This is a genomic window from Pseudomonas sp. IT-P258 (assembly GCF_949767825.1).
Taxonomy (GTDB): domain Bacteria; phylum Pseudomonadota; class Gammaproteobacteria; order Pseudomonadales; family Pseudomonadaceae; genus Aquipseudomonas; species Aquipseudomonas monachiensis.
The window spans coordinates 1-21,332 of the sequence record NZ_CATKPU010000026.1 but is presented as its reverse complement, the minus strand read 5'-3'; the positions used below and the strand labels follow the sequence as shown (position 1 = coordinate 21,332).

The 21,332-nt window shown below is 61.2% G+C and carries 21 protein-coding genes and 1 tRNA gene; 7 read left to right on the top strand and 15 right to left on the bottom strand.

From position 1 onward, the window contains the following. The 5 genes from ACM6G4_RS11790 to ACM6G4_RS11770 form a co-directional block, all read right to left on the bottom strand. A complete protein-coding gene (locus ACM6G4_RS11790) occupies window positions 1-918 on the bottom strand; it encodes an ABC transporter permease (protein ID WP_223542620.1) in 918 nt (305 codons plus the stop codon). 31 nt (window positions 919-949) lie between these two features. After that, window positions 950-2,092, bottom strand: a complete 1,143-nt coding sequence (locus tag ACM6G4_RS11785) for an ABC transporter substrate-binding protein (protein WP_056727887.1) — start codon at window positions 2,090-2,092, stop codon at window positions 950-952. 39 nt (window positions 2,093-2,131) lie between these two features. Continuing rightward, window positions 2,132-3,247 (bottom strand): ABC transporter ATP-binding protein, encoded by a 1,116-nt coding sequence (locus tag ACM6G4_RS11780; protein WP_414913733.1) that lies wholly within the window; start codon window positions 3,245-3,247, stop codon window positions 2,132-2,134. Window positions 3,248-3,435: 188 nt separating this feature from the next. Further along, the gene (locus ACM6G4_RS11775; RefSeq protein ID WP_409078754.1) at window positions 3,436-3,924 is read right to left on the bottom strand and encodes an RES family NAD+ phosphorylase; all 489 of its coding nucleotides are present in this window, start codon (window positions 3,922-3,924) and stop codon (window positions 3,436-3,438) included. After that, window positions 3,921-4,406, bottom strand: coding sequence for an antitoxin Xre/MbcA/ParS toxin-binding domain-containing protein (locus tag ACM6G4_RS11770; protein WP_056727882.1), 486 nt, complete (start codon window positions 4,404-4,406; stop codon window positions 3,921-3,923). The genes ACM6G4_RS11775 and ACM6G4_RS11770 overlap by 4 nt, the downstream gene beginning before the upstream one ends. 627 nt (window positions 4,407-5,033) lie before the next feature. On the opposite strand from ACM6G4_RS11770, the gene ACM6G4_RS11765 reads away from it, so the two are divergent. Continuing rightward, window positions 5,034-5,396, top strand: coding sequence for a DUF6124 family protein (locus tag ACM6G4_RS11765; protein ID WP_223542618.1), 363 nt, complete (start codon window positions 5,034-5,036; stop codon window positions 5,394-5,396). A gap of 141 nt (window positions 5,397-5,537) precedes the next feature. On the opposite strand, the gene ACM6G4_RS11760 is transcribed toward ACM6G4_RS11765, so the two are convergent. From ACM6G4_RS11760 to ACM6G4_RS11750, 3 genes are all read right to left on the bottom strand, one after another. Then, a complete protein-coding gene (locus ACM6G4_RS11760; protein ID WP_414913732.1) occupies window positions 5,538-6,362 on the bottom strand; it encodes a response regulator transcription factor in 825 nt (274 codons plus the stop codon). A 158-nt stretch (window positions 6,363-6,520) separates the two neighbouring features. Beyond that, entirely contained in the window at window positions 6,521-6,916 is a 396-nt protein-coding gene (locus ACM6G4_RS11755; protein ID WP_414913731.1) for a VOC family protein, read from the bottom strand. Between the two features lie 23 nt (window positions 6,917-6,939). Then, window positions 6,940-8,169 (bottom strand): MFS transporter, encoded by a 1,230-nt coding sequence (locus tag ACM6G4_RS11750; protein WP_414913730.1) that lies wholly within the window; start codon window positions 8,167-8,169, stop codon window positions 6,940-6,942. Window positions 8,170-8,303: 134 nt separating this feature from the next. On the opposite strand from ACM6G4_RS11750, the gene ACM6G4_RS11745 reads away from it, so the two are divergent. Then, the gene (locus ACM6G4_RS11745; protein ID WP_414913729.1) at window positions 8,304-9,077 is read left to right on the top strand and encodes an AraC family transcriptional regulator; all 774 of its coding nucleotides are present in this window, start codon (window positions 8,304-8,306) and stop codon (window positions 9,075-9,077) included. 41 nt (window positions 9,078-9,118) lie between these two features. Here ACM6G4_RS11745 and phnX read toward each other — a convergent pair whose 3' ends face one another. The 4 genes from phnX to psrA all read right to left on the bottom strand — a co-directional run bounded on the left by phnX (window position 9,119) and on the right by psrA (window position 13,478). Next, window positions 9,119-9,946: a phosphonoacetaldehyde hydrolase gene (phnX, locus tag ACM6G4_RS11740; RefSeq protein ID WP_007980567.1), complete on the bottom strand. Its 828-nt coding sequence runs from the start codon at window positions 9,944-9,946 to the stop codon at window positions 9,119-9,121. 86 nt (window positions 9,947-10,032) lie between these two features. Then, entirely contained in the window at window positions 10,033-10,905 is an 873-nt protein-coding gene (locus ACM6G4_RS11735; RefSeq protein ID WP_056727874.1) for a LysR substrate-binding domain-containing protein, read from the bottom strand. A 54-nt stretch (window positions 10,906-10,959) separates the two neighbouring features. Continuing rightward, window positions 10,960-12,255, bottom strand: coding sequence for an MFS transporter (locus ACM6G4_RS11730; protein ID WP_414913728.1), 1,296 nt, complete (start codon window positions 12,253-12,255; stop codon window positions 10,960-10,962). Between the two features lie 131 nt (window positions 12,256-12,386). Next, window positions 12,387-13,478 carry an iron-containing alcohol dehydrogenase PsrA gene (gene psrA / locus ACM6G4_RS11725; protein WP_414913727.1) on the bottom strand — a complete coding sequence of 364 codons (1,092 nt, stop codon included), beginning with the start codon at window positions 13,476-13,478 and terminating at the stop codon, window positions 12,387-12,389. A gap of 259 nt (window positions 13,479-13,737) precedes the next feature. Between psrA and ACM6G4_RS11720 the strand changes: the two genes are divergently transcribed. From ACM6G4_RS11720 to ACM6G4_RS11710, 3 genes are all read left to right on the top strand, one after another. Next, window positions 13,738-14,361 carry an NIPSNAP family protein gene (locus ACM6G4_RS11720; protein WP_056727868.1) on the top strand — a complete coding sequence of 208 codons (624 nt, stop codon included), beginning with the start codon at window positions 13,738-13,740 and terminating at the stop codon, window positions 14,359-14,361. Between the two features lie 179 nt (window positions 14,362-14,540). Next, complete coding sequence (locus tag ACM6G4_RS11715) at window positions 14,541-14,921, top strand: RidA family protein (RefSeq protein WP_414913726.1); 381 nt, start codon at window positions 14,541-14,543, stop codon at window positions 14,919-14,921. A 231-nt stretch (window positions 14,922-15,152) separates the two neighbouring features. After that, a complete protein-coding gene (locus ACM6G4_RS11710) occupies window positions 15,153-17,141 on the top strand; it encodes a peptidase U32 family protein (protein ID WP_056728097.1) in 1,989 nt (662 codons plus the stop codon). A gap of 105 nt (window positions 17,142-17,246) precedes the next feature. Here ACM6G4_RS11710 and ACM6G4_RS11705 read toward each other — a convergent pair whose 3' ends face one another. Beyond that, window positions 17,247-17,675: a hypothetical protein gene (locus ACM6G4_RS11705; RefSeq protein ID WP_056728096.1), complete on the bottom strand. Its 429-nt coding sequence runs from the start codon at window positions 17,673-17,675 to the stop codon at window positions 17,247-17,249. Window positions 17,676-17,996: 321 nt separating this feature from the next. Between ACM6G4_RS11705 and ACM6G4_RS11700 the strand changes: the two genes are divergently transcribed. Further along, window positions 17,997-18,071: transfer RNA gene (locus tag ACM6G4_RS11700), tRNA-Gln, on the top strand. A gap of 97 nt (window positions 18,072-18,168) precedes the next feature. On the opposite strand, the gene ACM6G4_RS11695 is transcribed toward ACM6G4_RS11700, so the two are convergent. Next, window positions 18,169-18,831 carry a glutathione S-transferase family protein gene (locus ACM6G4_RS11695; RefSeq protein WP_414913725.1) on the bottom strand — a complete coding sequence of 221 codons (663 nt, stop codon included), beginning with the start codon at window positions 18,829-18,831 and terminating at the stop codon, window positions 18,169-18,171. Window positions 18,832-18,922: 91 nt separating this feature from the next. Beyond that, the gene (locus ACM6G4_RS11690) at window positions 18,923-19,429 is read right to left on the bottom strand and encodes a DoxX family protein (RefSeq protein WP_409078756.1); all 507 of its coding nucleotides are present in this window, start codon (window positions 19,427-19,429) and stop codon (window positions 18,923-18,925) included. 352 nt (window positions 19,430-19,781) lie between these two features. On the opposite strand from ACM6G4_RS11690, the gene ACM6G4_RS11685 reads away from it, so the two are divergent. Next, window positions 19,782-21,284 (top strand): aldehyde dehydrogenase family protein, encoded by a 1,503-nt coding sequence (locus ACM6G4_RS11685; RefSeq protein ID WP_414913724.1) that lies wholly within the window; start codon window positions 19,782-19,784, stop codon window positions 21,282-21,284. The last annotated feature ends 48 nt before the right edge of the window (window positions 21,285-21,332 follow it).

The following is a 21,332-nucleotide window of genomic DNA, read 5'->3' as shown; positions in this document are numbered from 1 at the left end:
TCACAGGCCTCCGTCGGCAGGGCGGCCGCCATAGCGCGCCACCAGTTTCAGATACACGCCGATGATCAGCAGCATCATCGCCACCAACGTCATGGCCAGCGCACTGCCGAACGGCCAGTTGCGCGATTGCAGGAACAGATCGACCAGCGCGTTGCCGACAAAGAACACCTTGCCGCCGCCGAGAATCGCCGGGATCAGGAACTCGCCCATCAGCAGGATGAACACCAGCATCACCCCGGTGATGATCCCTGGCGCGGACAGCGGCAGGGTGATCCGACGGAAGCTTTCGAAGGCGCTGGCGCCGAGGTCCGCCGAGGCTTCGAGCAGGCGCTTGTCGAGCTTTTCCAGGCTGACGTAGATCGGGAACACCATCAGCGGCAGGTAGCCGTAGACGATGCCGATCAGCACCGCCCACGGCGTGTTGATCAGCCGCACATCCTCGAGACCCAGGCTGGCCAGCAGCGCCGGAATACCCTTGCCGCTGAGGATGAAAATCCAGGCGTAGGTGCGGATCAGGAAACTGGTCCAGAACGGCACGATCACCAGGGTCAGCAACAGCGAGCGGTTCCTCGTGACCTTGACCGCAAGGAAGTACGCCAGCGGATAAGCCGCCACCAGGCACACCAGGGTGCCCAGCGGCGCCAACATCAGCGTATTGCTGAACGCCGCGCCGCGAGAACCGAGGTTCAGGTAGTTGGCCAGGGTGAAGCCACCGGCGTAACCGCCCACGGCGCTGCGCTCGCCGAAACTGAAGACCAGGATGATCACCAGCGGCATCAACAACAGCAGCAGGAACCACAGGGTCGAAGGCAAGAGCATCAGCAGGGTGATGCGCCGGCCGAGGCTGCGCCGTTGGCGAACCTCGACCGACAGGGCATGGCCCGACTGCACCGTTTGCGGGTGGGCGGCGGCATTCATGGGTGACTCCTCATTGGCCATGGTCAGGCGATCAGGCGGACTTGAAACGCGCCATCAGCTCGGCGCGGGCCGGGCTGGTCAGCGTCGCGGCGGCACCGAACTCCAGCGGGCTCAGGGCCTCGGCGGCCGGGTACATGATCGGATCGTCGAGCATCGCCACCGGCAGCAGCGCGTCGACACGCTTGTCGCCACTCGGGTAACCGTGGCTTAGCACTTCGAGCTTGTTGTGCTGCGGGTCGAGCAAGTAGTTGATGAAGGCGTAGGCGGCGTCCTTGTGCTCCGAGCTTTTGGGGATGGCGAAGAAGTCGCTCCACAACTCGCCACCTTCCTTGCCCAGTTCGAACTGCATTTGCGCGTTGTCGCGGTGCAGTTGCGAGGCGTCCCCGGTCCAGGACATCGCCAGCCAGGCATCGCCGCTGCGCATCGATGGCTGAATGTCGGAGTTGATGGCGAACAGGTGCGGCTTGACCTCGATCAGCAGTTTTTCCGCGTCGGCCAGTTCTTTCGGGTCCAGGGAGTTGAAGCTGTAGCCGAAGCTTTTCAGCGCGTTGCCGATGGCGGTCAACTGGTAGTCGTGGACCATCGTGCGGCCGCTGGCCGGGCCTTGGGCGGCGGCCCAGAATTCCTTCCAGCTGGCGGGGCCATTTTTCAGCTTGCCGGTGTCGTAGAGCATGCCGGTAGTGCCCCAGTTTTTCGGCACCGCGTAGACCTTGCCATCCACCGTGCCCTGGGCCATGAACTTCTGCTGGAACGCCGAGGCATCGAAGTTGGGAATGCGCGACAGGTCCAGCGGCTCGATCAACCCCAGGCCGACGTAGGTGCTGATGGTGTAGTTGGTCGGCACCAGCACGTCCCAGCCACTGCCGCCAGCCTGCAATTTGGCGAGCATTTCTTCGTTGGAACCGAACACGCTCATCGACACCCGGGCACCGGTGGTCTTGCCGAAGGTGTCGAGGTTTTCCTGGCTGTGGTAGTTCGGCCAGGTCGCCAGCGACAGGCGATCCCCCAGCTTGGCCTGTTCGGCGGCCTCGGCGGTGGAGGTCAGCAGGCCGGGCATGTTGGTGGCGACCACGGCGGCGGCGATCCCCAGGCCGGTGCGGCCAAGAAACTCGCGGCGGCTGATCGAGCCGTTCTGCCAGCTGCGCAGGGTTTTTATAAAAGTCTTCTGGTCCATAGCACGCTCCACATCCGGTTGATGAAACGAATCGATGATTTACAACGCCATGGCCAGGCCATTGGCGTGATCCCAGCCGACGCGCACTGGCGCGCCGTGTTCGAATGCATTGGCGCCATGATCCTGCTGGCGCGGCACCCGCACGCAGACCACGCCGAAGGCCTGGGTGCGCACGCGGTATTCGGTGGAATTGCCCAGGTAGATGCGGTCCTCGACGCAGCCTTGTAGCTTCACTTCCCGGGTCATTTCGGCGTTGGCGCTGGCGATGCTGATCAGCTCCGGCCGCACCGCAATGCAACCGGCGGCGTTGGCGCTCAGGCCCTTGCCAGTGGGGGTGAGGGGGCTGGTCAGCTCCAGACCCTGCTCGGTACGCAGTACCACCGAGTTGCCGTTGAGCTGGCGCACAGTGCCGTCGAACAGGTTGGACTCACCGATAAAGTCGGCCACGTAACGGCTGGCCGGGGCTTCGTAGAGTTGTTCCGGGGTGGCGGTCTGGATGATCGAGCCGTTGTGCATCACGCTGATGCTGTCGCTCATCGACAGGGCTTCTTCCTGGTCGTGGGTGACCAGCACGAAGGTGATGCCGACCTCGCGCTGCAAACGCAGCAGTTCCGATTGCATCTCCTTGCGCAGCTTGCGGTCCAGCGCCGCCAGCGGCTCGTCGAGCAGCAACACCGTCGGCTTGTTGACCAAGGCGCGGGCGAGGGCGACACGCTGTTGCTGACCGCCGGACAATTCACTCGGCTTGCGCTGGCCGAAGCCGCTCAGGCGCACCATCTCCAGCGCTTCATCGGCCATGCGCATTTGCTGCTTTTTGTCCGGGCGCGGCGTGCGATAACGCAGGCCGTAGGCAATGTTTTGCGCCACGGTCAGATGCGGGAACAACGCGTAATGCTGGAACACCATGTTCACCGGCCGCTCGAACGCCGGCACGCCGGCCACGCTTTTGCCGGCCAGACGAACCTCGCCGCTGGTGGGCTGCTCGAAGCCGGCGATCATGCGCAGGGTGGTGGTCTTGCCACAGCCCGAACCACCGAGAAAGGAATGAAACGAGCCACGCCGCACCGCGAAATCCAGACCGCTGACGGCCTGCACCTCGCCATAGCGTTTGACCACATTGCAGAATTCGATATCGCTTGGCGGGGTGTTGTTCACGAGGCGGGCTCCCTTGCAGTGATGAATCAGTGCGTCGGGGGCCAAACTAGCAATCGGGGTTTTGCGGTGTATATATCCCTTGGGGGATAGGAGGGGGAGTGGTTCAAGTGTTTAGTAGGTGTGCAGTGTAGAGATCACACGCGACAGGCCGCACTTGAGGTTCTGGTGGGCAAGTTCGACTTTCTCATTCATTTCAGTAAGCGGGTATCCAGTCCAAAACGCTCCTGCGAAACAAGCTTGAATTGATCCGCCGCCAAATCACAGCTAACGAGTAGGTTCCAAGAGTGGCGGGTAACTGCGGACGGGATAAGCACGAAAGGATGTTCGGAAAGTAACTCATCGGCAAAGTGCTGCTGATTGGGCGAGAGCTCAGACGGGATGAGCCAGTTCGGGTTTGGCACGTCTTCGGGTTGAACAACTTTTATGAAGTTGGAATCCAGTACTTCGAAACACGTGAGCACGTGGGGCACCGTATCGAGCGTATCGAAACCAGCGTGGGTTGCGACTTCCAAAATGGCGGTGGCCGGGTCGGCCGAAGCGTAAATAACCCGGCGACCGGGAGGGTTCCACCGGCCACCGGATCGCTGAGCACCCAAGCCACTATTCCACGTGTCCTTGTAGACCTCGCGGTCAAGGCGCCAAGCGTGCCACTTCCCATCCCACGGTAAAGGATTCATTGATAAACCCCGTGTTCAATCCGGGTCAAATAATCCTCCACCACCTGGAAACCAAGCGAGTTGTCGATCAGTTCCAGCGGGATATGATCTTCCAGGTACTTGCAGGGTTTCTTCAGCCAGTTCTCAGCCAACTGTAGATTGCCGAACACGTTGATGGCGTGCTCCAAGGCCTGAGCATATTGAAAGGCGACGGTACTTTGCTGCTGATTTAATCGCACCGGTTCTGTCTCCTTTGCCAAGCGTTGTACAGTCCTGACGGACTTCCCTGTGATGCGCTCAACAAGGCCGTGCTCCATGTACAGTTCGGAGGTAGAAAGCATCTCCCTCACGTCGCTCAGATCAAAGCCTTCTTGTGTGTATTGGATGATCATCATGCGCGTATTACCTTCGCGGCCATGTAACAGCACCTCAGTCGGCTTTCGGGTGACAGGTTTTGTCTCCGTCGTGACGACTGTTCTTCCTTTGGATTTGACGGCGGGCATACCGAATACCTCCATGCGACATTTGACGCGATCATAACGCCAAATGTCGCTGTTGGGGCAATTAGCTTTGTCGACTAGTGTCCTGCTCATGCAATCGTTTCACCCTCAATGTCTGAGAGAGCGCCTGCATCAGGCGAAGAATCTCTCGTCTCTGTTTAGGGCTGCAAAGTTAACCCTCGTGCTTCCGGTCGCCAACCTTAAAAATACGTCAGACATTTCCTCTGGCTTCCTAAGAAATTCAACGCGAGTAGCCTGCGTAAATTTTCGGTTGGATATACGTGTTTAATCGCTGTCAGCGTTACTTCATGAAAGCTACAACGCCTTGCGTCGTTGCCTACAGGTACGCCAGAATCCGCCGGCTTGTGCGCCTTGGGGCTGGGTTTTATCGTTCCCGGGTCGCTGCCAATTCAGCGACCGGGCTTGGAACCCCGAGGAGTAAACGGCACAAGGCGTGCCGCTTAACATATGCTGCGCACCTTCAAGTGTGCACTCCGTAATGGCGGCTGTGCGCGGGAGACCTTAGGGTCTGCCGGGTTCCGTTTACCCCGGGTTCCAACCTGCGTACAGCTGCCACCCCTTCGCTTGGAACCGAATGGAGCAGCTCCAACTCGTAGACGGAGACTTGCCATGTTCAAGGTCACACCCAACCCGCCGGACACCGATCCAGCATCCCCATACGAAAGCCTCGACTCCAAAAAACTCCACGAAGCCGCCGAGCGCGCCCTCGATCATTACCTAAACCCCGGCCCTGCAATCATGGCCACCCCGCGCACACCCAGCACGATGTTCATCGTCAATCCCGAACTCAGTGCCGAAACCTTGCTGGTGCACGCTTGTGAATCGCTGGCGTCGGCCAATGTCATGGCCAACGATCTGGTGGATCATCTGGAAGGAACGAGCCGCAATGCGCTGCTCGGGATTGCGCAGGTGATCATGCTGGGGGAACTGGCCGTAAACCGCGTGCTGGATCAACTCGATCCGCCTGAATAACCGCTTATCTGCGGATCACCAATAGACCTGTGGGAGCGAGCTTGCTCGCGATGGCGGTGTGTCAGACACATCAATGTTGAATGTGCTGCCGCTATCGCGAGCAAGCTCGCTCCCACAAGGATATGCGTATACCAACGGGCATCAGGCCTGCAGCTTGAAACCGGGAGCCTGCAACGGATCCTCCGTCAACTCCCGAATAAACAACCCCAGCAATTCCGACTGGCTGCCAATCCCCAGCTTGGCGTAAATATTCTTGCGATGAATCTTCACCGTGCCGGGGCTGATGTTCAGTTGTTCGGCCACCGAAGCGCTGGAGTGGCCGCGCAGCAACAGTTGAACGATTTCCTGCTCACGCCCGGTGAGGATGTGCGCGCCGAAATGGTCGAAGGCTTCGCGGATCTTGAAGTCGAGGTCCTGCGCCGGTCGCGGCTCCTGAGCCTGACGCAAGCGCCAGGCCTCATTGATGACCTGTTCGACCACTGCTTGCGCACACTCGACCAATTGCATTTCATCCCGGCTGAACGCACAGCTGGCGCTGGATCGCATCAACGACAACACCGCCGTGGCACCACCGCCGAGGTCGACGAAAAACGCCACTTCTTCGGCCAGGCCCGTCTGCTGGTAATAGGTCAGGAAGTACTCGCCGAGGTAGAAGTGGTCGGGGGCGAACTGGCGCAGGCGCCACAGCCCCGGCGCCTGCCCGCGTGTACAGGCGAGGTAGAACGGATCGAGCAGGTAAGGCCCGCACTGATAGTCGTCGACATACACCGCCCGCTTGTCCGCCGAGAAGGTATCGAACAACGCCAGTGGCCGGTGATTGCCTTCGTAGACGAACAACACGAAATGATCGACCGGGCAGATTTGCCGAAGCCAATGGCTCAACCCCGACAGCCGTCCATGCCCGGCAGGCAGGTCGAGCAGGTGGGCGACACCGGTGGTCCAGAGTTTCAGTTCCTTGGGGCGCATGGCGGCTACAGGCAGAAGAGGATGGCCATTGGATGCACAAAGTACGCCATGGCGGGTGGCCCCGTGTGGAGCGGGGTGGCGCACGGCAGGGCGTTTAAAAGACGCACCGCATTGGGGCCGGGTGTTACCGAGTGCTACAGCGCTGGTAGCAGAAATGATCAGGCGGTTGAGTTGTGCTGGACGATCTGGATGAGATTGCCGCAGGTGTCGTCCAGTACCGCGAGGGTGACCGGTCCCATCACCGTCGGCGGGCGGGTGAATTGCACGCCGACGGCGCTGAGCCGGGCATATTCGGCCTGCACGTCTTCCACTCCGAAAAAGGTGCAGGGAATGCCGTCCTGCTTGATCGCGCTCTGGAACGTCATTGCCGCGCCGTGGGCATTGGGCTCCAGCAGCAGCTCGACGCCATCGGGGTCGCCGGGGGATGTCAACGTCAGCCAGCGATGTTCGCCCATGGGGATATCGTGCTTGAGTTCAAAACCGAGCACATCCCGGTAGAAGGCAAGTGCCTTGGCCTGATCGTCGACGAGCACGCTGGTGACTACGATTTTCATGGGGGGTTCCTCCTGATGGCTATTCACGCTCCCGACGGGCGTTGTCCAGTAGACGGCAACAGTATGGTCAGAATTCCCAGCAACGGCAGGAACGAACACAAGGTGTAGACATATTCGATGCCATGGATATCCGCCAGGTGCCCCAGCAGCGCGGCACCGATCCCGCCGAAACCGAACATCAGGCCGAAGAACACCCCGGCGATCATGCCGACGTTGCCGGGCACCAGTTCCTGGGCGAAGACCACGATGGCCGAGAATGCCGAGGCGAGGATGAAGCCGATGATCATGCTCAGCACGCCCGTCCAGAACAGGTCGACGTAGGGCAGGGCGAGGGTGAAGGGCGCGGCGCCGAGGATGGAGAACCAGATCACCTGCTTGCGGCCGATCCGGTCGCCGATCGGGCCGCCGAAGAAGGTGCCTGCTGCGACAGCGCCAAGAAACAGGAACAGGTACAGCTGCGAACTGGCCACCGACAGGTCGAATTTCTCGATCAGGTAGAAGGTGAAGTAACTGGTGAAGCTGGCCATGTAGAAGTATTTGGAGAACACCAGCAGCGCCAGCACCACCAGGGCGAAGGTCACCCGCCGTTTCGACAGGCCGTGGGTGGCCTTGCTGCCTTGCTTGAGCTTGAACAGGTTCAGGTGATTGCGGTACCAGCGGCTCAGGCCGTATTGCACGAGAATGGCGAACACCGCGAACAGGCCGAACCAGGCGACGTTGCCCTGGCCGTAGGGAATGATGATCGCGGCGGCCAGCAACGGGCCGAAGGCGCTACCGGCATTGCCACCGACCTGAAAGGTCGATTGCGCCAGGCCGTAGCGACCGCCCGAGGCCAGCCGCGCCACCCTCGAGGTCTCCGGGTGAAAGGTCGACGAGCCAACTCCTACCAGCGCCGAGGCCACGAGAATCGCCGGGAAGCTGCCGACCATCGACAGCATCAGAATACCGATCAGGGTGCAGACCATGCCGGCCGGCAGCAGCCACGGCTTGGGATGACGGTCGGTGTAGAAACCGATCCAGGGTTGCAGCAGTGAAGCGGTGAGCTGGAAGGTCAGGGTGATCAGGCCGACCTGGGTGAAGCTCAGGCCATAGCTGGCCTTGAGCATCGGGTAGATCGACGGCAGCACGGCCTGGATCAGGTCGTTGATCAGGTGCGCCAGCGCGCAGGCGCCGATGACGCGCATGACCAGCGGGCTGGCCTGGCTGGCCACCGAAGCGGTGGGTGACGGTGAACTGAGGGTGGTGGTCGACATGGGCGAGCTTCCGGATAAATAACGCGAACTGCGAACGCAAGGCGCAGCCAATTTCAGGGTTCGGCGTTATCCTAGGGGCCTCAAGGGCGCCCGTCTCGCGCAACTCGGGCATGGACCATCGCAAAAAGGGCGTCATGATCAAACCATTGCAGACATTTCTTGCGGAGATCGACCTGGGCGGCTGGAGCGTTCGCAGCAGTGCGACCGACTACCCGGAAAACTGGTTCATCCCTCCGCATTCCCATGAAAAGCACCAACTGATCTATGCCATCGAAGGCGTGATGGTGGTGCACACCGCCATCAGCCAATGGACGGTGCCACCCAGCCGTGGCATCTGGATGCCCAGTGGTGAGGTGCACTCGATTCGCTGTGTGGGGGCGATCAAGATGCGCAGCGTATTCGTGCGCCCTGACCCGAGCCTGAACCTGCCCGCCGAAACCCGGGCGGTGAGTGTTTCGGCGTTGCTGAGCGAGTTGATCAAGGTCTCGGTCGATTTCGACTTTGCCTGTGAGCCGGACTCGCGGGAGGCCCGGGTGCTGCGGCTGATCCTGGATGAACTGACGATCCTGCCGACCTTGCCCCTGAACCTGCCGCAGCCCGCCGATCAGCGTATCAACCTGATTTGTAGCGCGTTGCAGCGTGATCCCGGGGATGGCTCGACCTTGTCGGACTGGAGCGCCCGCTTGAGCCTCGACGCCAAAACCATCCAGCGCAGGTTCCGCAAGGAAACCGGCATGACGTTCGGCCAATGGCGCCAGCAAGCGCGACTGTTGCTGGCGCTGGAACGCATAGCCGTCGGGGAGAAGATCATCGACATCGCCGGGGAGCTGGGATACGACAGCCCGAGCGCGTTCACGACCATGTTCAAGAAGCAGTTCGGCAAGACGCCGAGTGATTTTTTCAAGTGAGGCGGCCGCCCGTGGGACGGCCGCTTGATGCCTGAATCGGATCAGGACCCTTGCGGTGTTTCACCTCGCGCCAGTCGCGCATTGATGTCTTCGATGACCGCCGGCAAATCGACGATGGTGTCGATCAGGTAGTGCGGGCGGGAGCCTTCGAACATCTTGACGATACGCGCCCGTTCGCTGTCCAGCCTGTCGGAAGGCAGGGCCTTGTATTGCTCGTAGGTCAAGCCCAGGGCATTGCCGGAGCAGGTCAGCGCCACCGTCCACATCCCGGCGGCCCGGCCTTCGAGTATGCCGGGCCAGGTGTCGTCGACCTTGACGCAGGCGGCGACGTCGCTGATACCCAGGGCAATCACGTTGGCCAGGGCCTGGGCCGGGTAGGGGCGGCCGTTCGGCACTTCGTCGGTGGCCACCACATGGTCGGCCACGTAGCCATTGTGCCGCGCCAGTTCGACCACTTTTTCCATGACCACGGCCGGGTAACCGGAGCAGGAACCGATTTTCAGGCCCTTGTCGCGCAAGGCATCGATGGTGTTAAGCGCGCCGGGAATCAGGGCCGAGTGCAGGGCAATTTTCTCGATCTGCAGCGGCATGAACCGTTCGTACAGTGCGGTGACATCGTCATCGGTCGGCAGGCGATCAAACACCGCACGGTAGCGTTCGGCGATCTGCGGTTGATTGCACAAGGTGCGGATGTGATCCCACTTGCCCATGCCCATCGGACCCCGCGCTTCTTCCAGCGAAACGGCGACGCCGAACTCGGCAAAGGCCTCGACGAAAATCTGCGTGGGGGCGAAGGAGCCGAAATCGACGACGGTGCCGGCCCAATCCAGGACCACGGCTTGCAGTTGGGTCGGTTGTTGGTAGTTCATGGTATTTCTCCATTTTTTGTTGTGGGCAGGCCGTCCCTCCTGTCGCCAGGAAGTAGGCCTATGGATTGCTCAAGGGTGAGACGAAATCAGGTGGCCGGTATCGGGCTCGAGTCGAACAGCTCCGCGATCATTGGCCGGTTTCGGCGAATACCCAGGCAGCACAGGTGGTAGTCGATGGAAAACGGGTGATTGACGAAGGTGATCGGTTTGGTGCCCGGGGTTTCGGCGTACTCGACCGCCGAGACGAAACCGATGCCGATGCCCTTGGCGATGGCATGCACGATGGCCTCGCGGCTGTTCAACTGCATGACGCAGTTCAGTGCGACGCCCAGGTGCTTGCAGCTTTCCTCCACCAGTTGACGAGTGCGTGAGCTTTTTTCCCGCAGCACCCATTTCTCTTCGCTGATCTGCTCGACATGCACTTCTTTCTGCCGGGCCCAGGGATGGTCGTCACGCACCACGGCAATGATCGGGTAGCGCCGGTAAAGCTGCGTGTCAAAACGCTGGTCGAATTCGGACAACGCCAGGATCGCCACGTCGATATCGAAGTTGAACAGGCGATCCAGGGTCTCCTTTTCCGGGGAGAACGAGGTTTCCAGCTCGATGTCCGGATGCCGTTGCATCAGTTCGTAGGTCAGGTTCATGGCAATCGGTGGCGACACCGCGCCGAGGCGCAGCATGCCGGTCTTGCGTTGCTTGAAACTTTGCAGCAATTGCACGGCTTCATCCTCCTGGCCGAACAGGCCCTGGGTGATCGCGTAGAGCTGGTGCCCGGCGGCACTCATTTCGATAAAGCGGCCGCGGCGATGGAACAGCTCCACGGAAAACTTCTTTTCCAGGGCATTGACCTGCTCACTGACCGTGGGCTGGCCGACGCTCAAATACTCGGCGGCGAGGGTGAAACTGCCGGTCTTGGCCACGGCATGAAATGAACGTAGCCACTTGTGGTACTGGTACATAGACGATCCTGTTCCTGAGCCGCTGCCGTTGATTCAATCTGTCCAGCCGGGCCATCAGCGCCTGATGAACAGCGCCACCGACGCGCTGCACAGACAGGCCGCGGTGACCACGATGAAGATCAGCGAGGTGTTGCCGGTACTGTCGAGCATACTGCCGATCAGCGGTTCCGCCAGGCCGGCGAACAGGTAGGACGAGAAGTTCATCACCCCGGTCGCTGTGCCGGCGCGTTTGGCGCCGACCAGGTCCGGGCATAGCGCCCAGAAGCTGGAGGCGGGGCCGTACACGAAGAAGCCGCAGAGAAACAACGCCACCAGACCGGTCGCGCTGTGGGGGGCAAGGGTCCACATCCACAAACTGGTCGCCGCACCGAGGAACATGTAAAGCATGATCGCCAGGTAGCGTTTGGAGCCGAACAGCTTGTCCGAGATCCAGCCGTTGCTCAGTGCGCCGATGGCCATGCCGACGGGAAGGGCCACGGTGATCCACTTCGGATCGATCATGCTGTCGCCGGTCTTCCAGTTGGCACCCAGGAAGTGCACCGGCACCCAGACGATCAAACCGTAGCGGGCGGCGTTCTGGAAACCCAGGGACACGGCGGCGATGATCAGGCGGAAGTTTTTCAGAACAGCTTTGTAGCGTTGCGCGGAGGTTTCGACTTCGTCATGGGCCACTTCATGGCTTTTGTCCTCGGCGTTGGCCACGCCCGTGTCGGCAGGCGGTTCGAAACCCAGGTCTTGCGGACGCTCGCGGGCCACCAGGTAGAAGATGATGCCGCCCGCCAGCATGAGCAATACGGGCAGGCGGAAGATCCAGCGCCACTCCAGATGCATCACCTCCAGCACGATGATCGAGGTCACGTAGGAAAGCACCGACGCGCAGCCGGCCGCGAACACATAAAAGCCGTAGACCTTGCCGCGTTCGCCCGCGCTCCACCAGTTGGAGATCAGCCGGCTGCCCGGTGCCCAGCCCAATGCCTGGAAGTAGCCATTGATGCCCCAGGGCAGGATCAGCCCGGCGAATCCGCTGGCGAAACTGGTCACCCAGTTGGCGCCACAGGACAGCACGGCGCCCATGGTCATGATGCGTCGACCACCGAACTTGTCGGCGAGGTTGCCGTTGATGGCCTGGCCAATGGCGTAGGCCCAGAGCATGGCGGCCGATGCCCAGCCAAGGTGCTCTTTGGTAAAGCCGAACTCGGCCTGGATACCGGGAATGGCGAAACCGAACGTTTGTCGCCCGGTATAGAAAAACAGATAGCAAAACATGGCAGCCAGCAGCATGCGCCACTGGGCGACGCGAAACGATGCGGTATGTACAGCGAGACCTGGCATGGCTTGGGCACGATTCATGATCTTTTCCTTATTCTTGTTCGGTCCCTGCGAGTTGCATCGCAGGGTGCACTCTTTTTCAGGTGCAGCAGGAAATCGTCGCGGCTCGTTTCGCCGCTGGCAGGGTAGTGTCTTTGGGGGGCTGGCGAGCCCTAGGCCGCTCGTGAGCCGATGAAGTTCTTGCCGCGTGCGCCTTGCAGGGCGAAGTCGATCATGGTTTGGGCCTCTTCGGCCGTCACGCCGTAGTCGGCGAACTCGGTTTTCACCTCGAGGCTGTGCAGGAAGGCGCGCAAACGGGCCTGGGCTTTATCCAGGTCTGGCCCGAAAACCCGTTGCAGGGTCTTGTCGCGCGTTGCGTCGTGGCCCCAGGCAAGGCCCAGAACCAGTGGCAGGGTGAAGGAGCAGGCGATGCCGTGGGGCAGGCCGAAGCGCAAGGTCATCTCATAGGAAATGGAGTGGGCCAGTGCAGTCTTGGTGTTGGAGAACGCCATGCCGGCCTTGAGTGCGGCGAGGGCCATCCGTGAGCGCAGCTCCTGATTGGACAGGTCACTCCGCAGCAAGGGCAGGCATTCGAGGATGTCCTCGATGGCAGAGATGGCGAAGGTGTCGGAAAGCGGGTTGGCATTGATGTTCCAGATCGACTCCAGCGCGTGGGACAGTGCATCCAGCCCGGTGGAAACGGTGACGCTGGCCGGTACCGTGAGCATTAGTTGCGGATCGATGATCGCGACCTTTGGCCAGGTGCAGTCCAGGTGCAGGGAATACTTCTTGTGGTTGGCCGCGTCCCAGATCGTCGCCCAGGGCGTGACCTCACTGCCGGTGCCCGCCGTGGTCGGGGCAGCGATCAGCTGTTTACTGCGAACCGGAACGAAGGGTTTGCCGCTTGCCAGCAAGGCCAACAGCTCATCGAAGCGACCTGACTCGGTGCCGACAATCAGTGCCTTGGCAGTGTCGATCGCACTGCCGCCACCGACGGCAATCACGGCGTGGCATTCGCCGGCCTCTTGCCAGAAACGTTCATAGGTCGCGCGAAGTTGCGCGACATCGGGATTGGGCTGGACATCTTCGATCACGTAGACCAGGCGGTCGCCCAGCAGCGCTTGAAGGCGATCCACCAGCCCCAGGCCACGGGCTTCGGGAAAGGTCACGACGGCAACGTTCTGGTGTTCGGTGATGGCGGCAAGCTCTTGCAGGCTGCCCCAGCCGAAGCGGGTATCCACTGGATTGTGAAATCGGGCGGTCATGGCGGGTCCTTGGTTTTTGTTGTTGGAAGTGACGCCATGCTCGCGGTCCACGGACCACTGCACAAATCGATAATTCGCAGGTTTGAATCGGCTGGGCCGATAATGGCCGGTAGCTGATGCTTCGCTTTTTCAATCCCAATAAAGAAACTACCTAGAACACTGCGGCAAATGCCGTTGCCGATGGGGTTCGTCTCAATATCCCGCTGGCGGGGGCTGCCCTAGGCTGTGTGCTTTTGGCAAACCGGTGGGCGGAGTCGCTATGCGTTTATTTGAACTGATCACTTTTACCGTGCGGGTGCGCACAGTGACTGATGCGCTGGTACGCATCGAGGCAGAGTTGGCGAAGCCGGAAGTCGGCGGGGTGTTGATGGGCTGCTGGGCCTCGGAAATCGGTCAGTTGAACCAGATCGCCGTACTGCGCGGCTACGCCGACGAACACCTGAGGCAAGCGGAGCGCGAGCGTTTCCTGCTGGGAGGCGGGGCGTTTGGTATCAACGAGTTGATCACCGATCTGCGCATCGAAAACTACACACTGTTTCCCTTCCTCGAACCCTTGAGCGCGGGCCAGCACGGTCCATTCTACGAACTGCGCGTCTATGACCTGGTCAGCAGCGGGTTGCAGCCCACCCTCGAGGGCTGGAGCAACGCCATCGAAGCGCGGACCGCCGAACAATATTCGCCGGTGTACGCGGCGTTCTACGCCACCGACGGCGCGCTGCCGCGCTATCTGCACATCTGGCCGTGGAGCACCCTGGAACAGCGCCTGCAAGTACGCACCCAGGCGGTCGCCGATGGCGTCTGGCCGCCGGAAAACTCCGGCCCGCAACTGCGCGACATGCGCTCGACGATCTACCTGCCCGCGACGTTCTCGCCCTTGCAATGACCCGGGTGTGGCTCGACCGGGGCTCAGAAACGATCCAGCCGGAACGGTGCAGTCGCCGGCAGGCCATGAGGCTGGGTCACGAGCAGCCGTCCGGCCTGGATTAGCGACGGACCGCCAATGGCCCTGTAAACTGGCCGCGCAAAGGCACCAGCCTCATCACTTCAAGCAAGAGAGTCCCCATGGCAAACCACGACCTGACCTTTACCCCCGACCCCGATGCGGATTCGATTTCCTCCGACGTCGTCGGTTTCGCCGGTGTGCTGGTCTCCACCCAGATCCCCACCCGCGCCGACGGCAGCCTGGAACTGGGCGACATCACCCTGCAAAGCGAATGCACCCTGCAAGCGCTGAAGGTCGCGCTGGAGCGTGCCGGCAGTTCCATGGACCGCGTGATGCACCTGACCATCTACCTCACCGACATGGCCGACCGCGCCGCTTTCAACGAAGTCTACAAGCGCTACTTCGCCAAGCCATGGCCGGTGCGCGCCGCTGTCGGGGTTGCCTCGTTGGCGGTGGAAGGCATGCGCGTGGAAGTGACCGCGATGGCGGCCAAGGCCTGATCTCAGCCAGACATACACAAAACCCTGTGGGAGCGGGCTTGCTCGCGAAGACGGCGTGTCAGGTGGCACAAGTGTTGACTGACCCAGCCCTTTCGCGAGCAAGCCCGGTCCCACAGGGGTTGAGGCGCGCCAGGCCTACCCAAATCGCCACCCGGCAGCATTCGGGTGCCGGTCAGGCGTTTCGCCGCTACAATGCACGCCTCGACCGTGACAAGCCTGACTAAAAAAATTATGTCTTTGCCCAAACATCACCTGGAATTGCTCAGCCCTGCCCGCGATGTCGCCATTGCCCGCGAGGCCATCCTGCATGGCGCCGATGCCATCTACATCGGTGGCCCGAGCTTCGGCGCCCGCCACAACGCCTGCAACGAAGTGAGCGATATCGCCCAATTGGTGGAGTTCGCCCGTCGCTACCACGCCCGGGTGTTCACCACCATCAATACCATCCTGCACGACAACGAACTGGAGCCGGCGCGCAAGCTGATCCACCAGTTGTACGACGCTGGCGTCGATGCGCTGATCGTCCAGGACCTGGGGGTGATGGAACTGGACATTCCGCCGATCGAACTGCATGCCAGTACCCAGACCGACATCCGTACCCTGGAGCGGGCGAAGTTCCTCGATCAGGCCGGGTTCTCACAATTGGTGCTGGCCCGCGAGCTGAATCTCCAGGAGATCCGCGCCATCGCCGACGAAACCGACGCGGCCATCGAGTTCTTTATCCATGGCGCGTTGTGCGTGGCGTTTTCCGGTCAGTGCAACATTTCCCACGCGCAAACCGGGCGCAGCGCCAACCGTGGCGACTGCTCCCAGGCCTGCCGTCTGCCGTACACCCTCAAGGACGAAAAGGGCGGGGTGATCGCTTACGAAAAGCACCTGCTGTCGATGAAGGACAACAACCAGAGCGCCAACATCCGCGCCCTGGTCGAGGCCGGTGTACGTTCGTTCAAGATCGAGGGCCGCTACAAGGACATGGGCTATGTGAAAAACATCACCGCCTACTACCGCCAGCGCCTCGACGCCGTGCTCGAAGACCGCCCGGACCTGGCCCGCGCCTCCAGCGGCCGCACCGCGCACTTCTTCCTGCCCGACCCGGAAAAAACCTTTCACCGTGGCAGCACCGATTACTTCGTCACTGACCGCAAGATCGATATCGGCGCCTTTGACTCGCCGACCTTCACCGGTCTGCCGGTGGGTGTGGTCGAGAAAGTCGCCAAGCGTGACATGCAGGTCGTGACGCACGAGCCGCTGTCCAACGGCGACGGTCTCAACGTGCTGGTCAAGCGCGAAGTGGTGGGTTTCCGCGCCAACATCGCCGAACCCAAGGGCGAGTTCGAGGAGGACGGCGAGAAGCGCTATCGCTATCGCGTCGAGCCCAACGAGATGCCGGAGGGGATGTACAAACTGCGCCCCAATCACCCGCTGAATCGCAATCTCGATCACAACTGGCAACAGGCGCTGCAAAAGACCTCAGCCGAGCGTCGCATCGCCCTGAACTGGGTCGCTCGCCTGCGTGAAGACCAGTTGGAACTGACCGCTACCAGCGAAGAGGGCATCAGCGCCAGCGTCACCCTGGCGGGCCCGTTCGGCGCCGCCAACAAGCCGGAACAGGCGCTGGAGCAATTGCAGGATCTGCTCGGCCAACTGGGTACCACGCAATACCACGCCATCGATATCAAGCTGGACGCGCCGCAGGCGTACTTCATCCCGAACTCGCAGCTCAAGGCCTTGCGCCGTGAAGTGATTGAAGCCTTGACCGAGGCGCGGATCGCCGCCCACCCGCGTGGCAGCCGCAAGGCCGAGACCACGCCGCCGCCGGTGTACCCGGATTCGCACCTGTCGTTCCTGGCCAACGTCTACAACCAGAAAGCCCGGGACTTCTATCACCGCCATGGCGTCAAGCTGATCGACGCGGCCTACGAGGCCCACGAGGAAACCGGCGAGGTGCCGGTGATGATCACCAAGCATTGCCTGCGTTTCTCCTTCAACCTGTGCCCGAAACAGGCCAAGGGCGTGACTGGCGTGCGCACCAAGGTTGCGCCGATGCAGCTGATCCACGGCGATGAAGTGTTGACGCTGAAGTTCGACTGCAAGCCTTGCGAGATGCACATCATCGGCAAGATGAAGGGCCACATCCTCAACTTGCCGCAACCGGGTAGCGTGGTCGGTCACATCAGCCCCGAAGACCTGCTCAAGACCATCCCGCGCGCGCCGCACTGAGTGGCAGGCGAGTGCGTCGCAACGGCGCACTCAGCTGTTCCTGCTTGAAACCTGCTTTTGCTGAAGTCTGGACGCTGGCGACAAGCGTGGCGCTGGCGGTCGACACTATCCGCAGGTGTCGGCGACGGCCTTTTCAGCGCGTTTGAATTCCTGTTTGACGTCGGTGGGGATGCGTTGCTTTTTCAGTTCCTGACCGAGGAAAGGTTGTTCGCCTCGGGACTGGACCTCAGCGTCCTCGGCCGATATCTGCGCCTCGATGGCAGCGGCGTGCTTGTCGATGACGGCATCGACCTCGGCTTCATTCCTGGCGGTATCGAGTGCCATGACCAACTGGCCGGCCTCGGCTTTTTCGGCTTCGGCATAGGCTTCGACCGACAACCCGGAGGCCAGGGCTCGCGCCTGGGTTTCCAGGCTATTGAGATGCTCCCGGGCGGCCTTGCAGACCGCTTCCTGTCGCTGGTCCTGGATGTGCTCCCAGGTGTTCAACCCATAAATCGCGGCCCCGAGTACCAGAAGGGTTGCAGCGGCCCCCAGTAATTTGCCTTTCACTTTTGGCGCCCTCAAATGGCAAGGGAAGGGTGTTGCATAAACGATTCCCGATTCAATTCGAGTAAGCAAAAGCGTAGCAGAGCTGTTCGGGGTGAATGTGCGCCGATAGCACCCCGAGATTCGGCTCGACACTAAGCGTCTGTTTTAATAAACAATTTTTTTTGTTTGGGCTTCCCAGATGAAGGAAAAGTTGGTAAATTTGCGCCCACTCTTGCAGCGGTCCTCAGGGAACCAGTCGTGCAGGCAGGCAACAGGTCTTGTTGCCACTCAAGAAAGCGAGTGCCAGGCACTCATCGCAACAGATACAGGGGCGTCGCCAAGCGGTAAGGCAGCAGGTTTTGATCCTGCCATGCGTTGGTTCGAATCCAGCCGCCCCTGCCATTTTTTATTCCTGCCTAATCAGAAAACACTCTACCGACGGTAATTATTCGTCGATTCATTGTTTTTTGCCTCCCGTTCCCCGCTAGCACTGGCGCCACTACCGAAAGCGCTCCGGGATGGCCTCGGCAAACGGATACCAGGAAAAGTACGGCCTTGCCTCGTCGATCACCCGCTTGACCGAGGGCCTTTGGGTCAACCTGTCGAAATAAACACTCAAGTGGCGATGTTCGGCGGGAAACGGCACGAGGGTACTGGCATAGAACAGCGCCGGGGCGGCGGCGCAATCGGCCATGCTGAATGCGGCGCTGGCTGCCCAGGTGTTTGCGGCCAACTGACGTTCAAGCATGCCGTACGCCGTCAACAGCGCGGCGCGTTCGCGGGTCAGGTCGCCGTTTGCGGCATTGATTCGGTCAGCGACCATCTTCTGCATCGGCACCTGGACGTGCAGGTCGAAAAAGCGATCCCACAGGCGGACTTCCAGCGCGGTTTCCCAATCATCCGGAATCAGATGTGCCTGGCTGGGGTGAAGCCGGTCCAGGTACTCAATGATCACACTCGACTCGGGTACGTCCCGTTGGCGGTCGTGATCGCGGATCACCGGGAATTTGCAGAGTGGCCAAAGTGCTTGTAGCTCGGCCCTGTCAGCCTCGTCTCCCAGGTCGATGATCCTTTTTTCAAACTCGATTTCCAGTTCATAGAGCGCGATGAGCGCTTTGTGGCAGAACGATGAGAGCGGATGGAAATAAAGAGTCAGCGGCATCCTTCAATTCCTCGGTGAGATGAAAACCAGTTGATTATCCGTCGCGATCGGCCAAGGCGCGAGGGGCTCCATTCTGGTGTTTTTTTGCGTTTCAGCGACGCCAGATGAAACGCGCCAGCAGCGCATCGATGCTGAACTTGCCGGCGCCCGACAGCAGCAGCGGCGTGAGGGCCACAAGGTAGATCAGGGGCAGCTTGAAGTTGCCGTAACCCTTGTTGCTGATGGCATAGCCTTGGGCGAGTTCACTGAGGCTGTGCCAGTCGGCGGGCCAATGCACGGCGGCGGTTGCGACGAGGGTCACCACCATCAGGCTCAACGCCGAAAAACGTGTGCCCAGGCCCACCAGCAAGGTCAAGGCGAAGATCAGCTCCGCCCACATCGACAGTTCCCAGTTCAGCGTCGCTGGAAGGTGGTCGAACGGAAAAGGGAAGCGCGCCTGGATATCGGCGAACCAGTTCTCGCCGTTGTATTTTTCCAGGCCGGACTCGAGGAATTCCCAGGCGAGGAACACCCGCAACGCCAGGGGGGCAACCCAGTCGCCGGCACGGTCGAGGTTCAGGTGCAGGCCTTTGACGGCCGAAGAAATGGAGGTGCTCATGGACGTTGCTCTCTTTCAGGTCGGGGGAGGTGGGGCAACGACATGCCCCGTGAGTTGAGCGCTTTGATCGGCGTGGCCAATCGACAGGCGCATTTCATCAACGGGGTGTATCTGCGGTGTGTCGTTATGACGGGGTTTTGAGTGTGGGGTGTGTCTGGGGCGGGGCTGTATACATTGAGATACGTAACCGCCACTCCTGTGGGAAAGAGCCTGCCCGGGGCAGCGATCCGACGATGGCGGAGTGTCAGGCGCGATGGACGTTGGATGGAAAGGCCTCTTCGCGAGCAGGCTCGCTCCCACAGGGAAATTGCTATACATTTTCCGGCCGCCCCCTGCATGGTGATACTGCTTCATGTCCCTCGCGCTCGAACGTCTAGTCGCTGGCACGCCAATCCCTTTCGCCGGCAATCGTGTCACTGTCGTCAGTCCCGAACTGGCGCAACGTTTCCAGCCCGGTGATCACCTGCTGGTGGAGCAGGTCAGTGGCGAGTTGCTGCTGATCCCCGTGGCGGACCAGCAAGCGGCCAACGTCGCGATCGAGCGCGCCCAGGCGGCATTCACCGCGCTATCGGCGGTGTCTGACCAGGCGATCAGCGCTTTCTTCGACCTGTTTGCCAAACGCCTCGAAACCCCGGAAAGCTGGGCCTTGATCGAAGCCGCCAACCTGGCCGACATCGAACGGGCCAAGGCGCGCGGTCGCTCGACCACCCGGTTGCTGGCCGATGAGCGCATGCGTCGCGACATGATCGCCGGCCTGCGCGCCTGGCGTGATGCGGCGGCCAGCCGTGGCAAGGTGATCAGTTGCGTCGAGCACGATGGCTGGAAGGTCGAGCAAGTGGTCTCGCCGTTGGGCATCGTCGCGTTTGTCTTCGAAGGCCGTCCGAATGTGTTTGCTGACGCGGCCGGTGTGTTGCGCACCGGCAACACCGCCGTGCTGCGCATCGGCAGTGATGCGTTGGGCACGGCCCAGGCGATCGTCACCCATGCACTGAACCCTGCACTGAGCGACGCCGGCTTGCCGGTCGGTGCCGTATCGCTGGTGGAAAGTGTCAACCACGCCGCCGGTTGGGCGATGTTCGCCGACCGGCGCCTGTCATTGGCGGTGGCCCGTGGTTCGGGTCGTGCCGTCAGCCAGTTGGGCAGCATCGCCCAGCAGGCCGGCACGGCGGTCAGCCTGCACGGCACCGGTGGTGCGTGGCTGATCGCCAACACCGATGCCGACGCCCCGCGCTTTGCCGCCGTGGTGCGCAACTCCCTGGACCGCAAAGTCTGCAACACCCTGAACGTCTGCCTGATTCACCGCGACCGCGCCGCTGAACTGGTGCCGCTGTTCTTGGGCGCGCTCAAACAGGCCGGCGCCGCACGGGGGCAGGGCTGCAAGCTGCACATCGTCGAAGGCAGCGAGTCGTGCCTGCCGCAAGACTGGCTGGCTGCAACGGTCCAGGTGTACCGCGCCGAAGGCTATCAGAGCGAAGCGCAGGCCGAGCCGTTGCCGGAAGATCAATTGGGTCGTGAGTGGGAGTGGGAAGAAACCCCGGAAGTCAGTCTGAAGATTGTCGACGACCTGGACGATGCCATTACCTTGTTCAATCGTTATAGCCCGCAATTCACGGTGTCTTTGATCAGTGACAGTGCCGAGGTCCAGGAGCGTTTCTACAACGCGGTCAACGCGCCTTTTGTCGGCAATGGCATCACCCGTTGGGTCGACGGCCAGTACGCGCTGAACAAGCCGGAACTGGGGCTTTCGAACTGGGAGAGCGGGCGCCTGTTTGCTCGCAGTGCGATTCTCTCCGGCGATGGTGTGTTCACCATTCGTAGCCGCATGACCCAGGTCGATCTGGGCGTCAAACGCTAAACCCTGTGGGAGCAGGCTCGCTCCCATATCCGGTTTACGTTCCAGCAT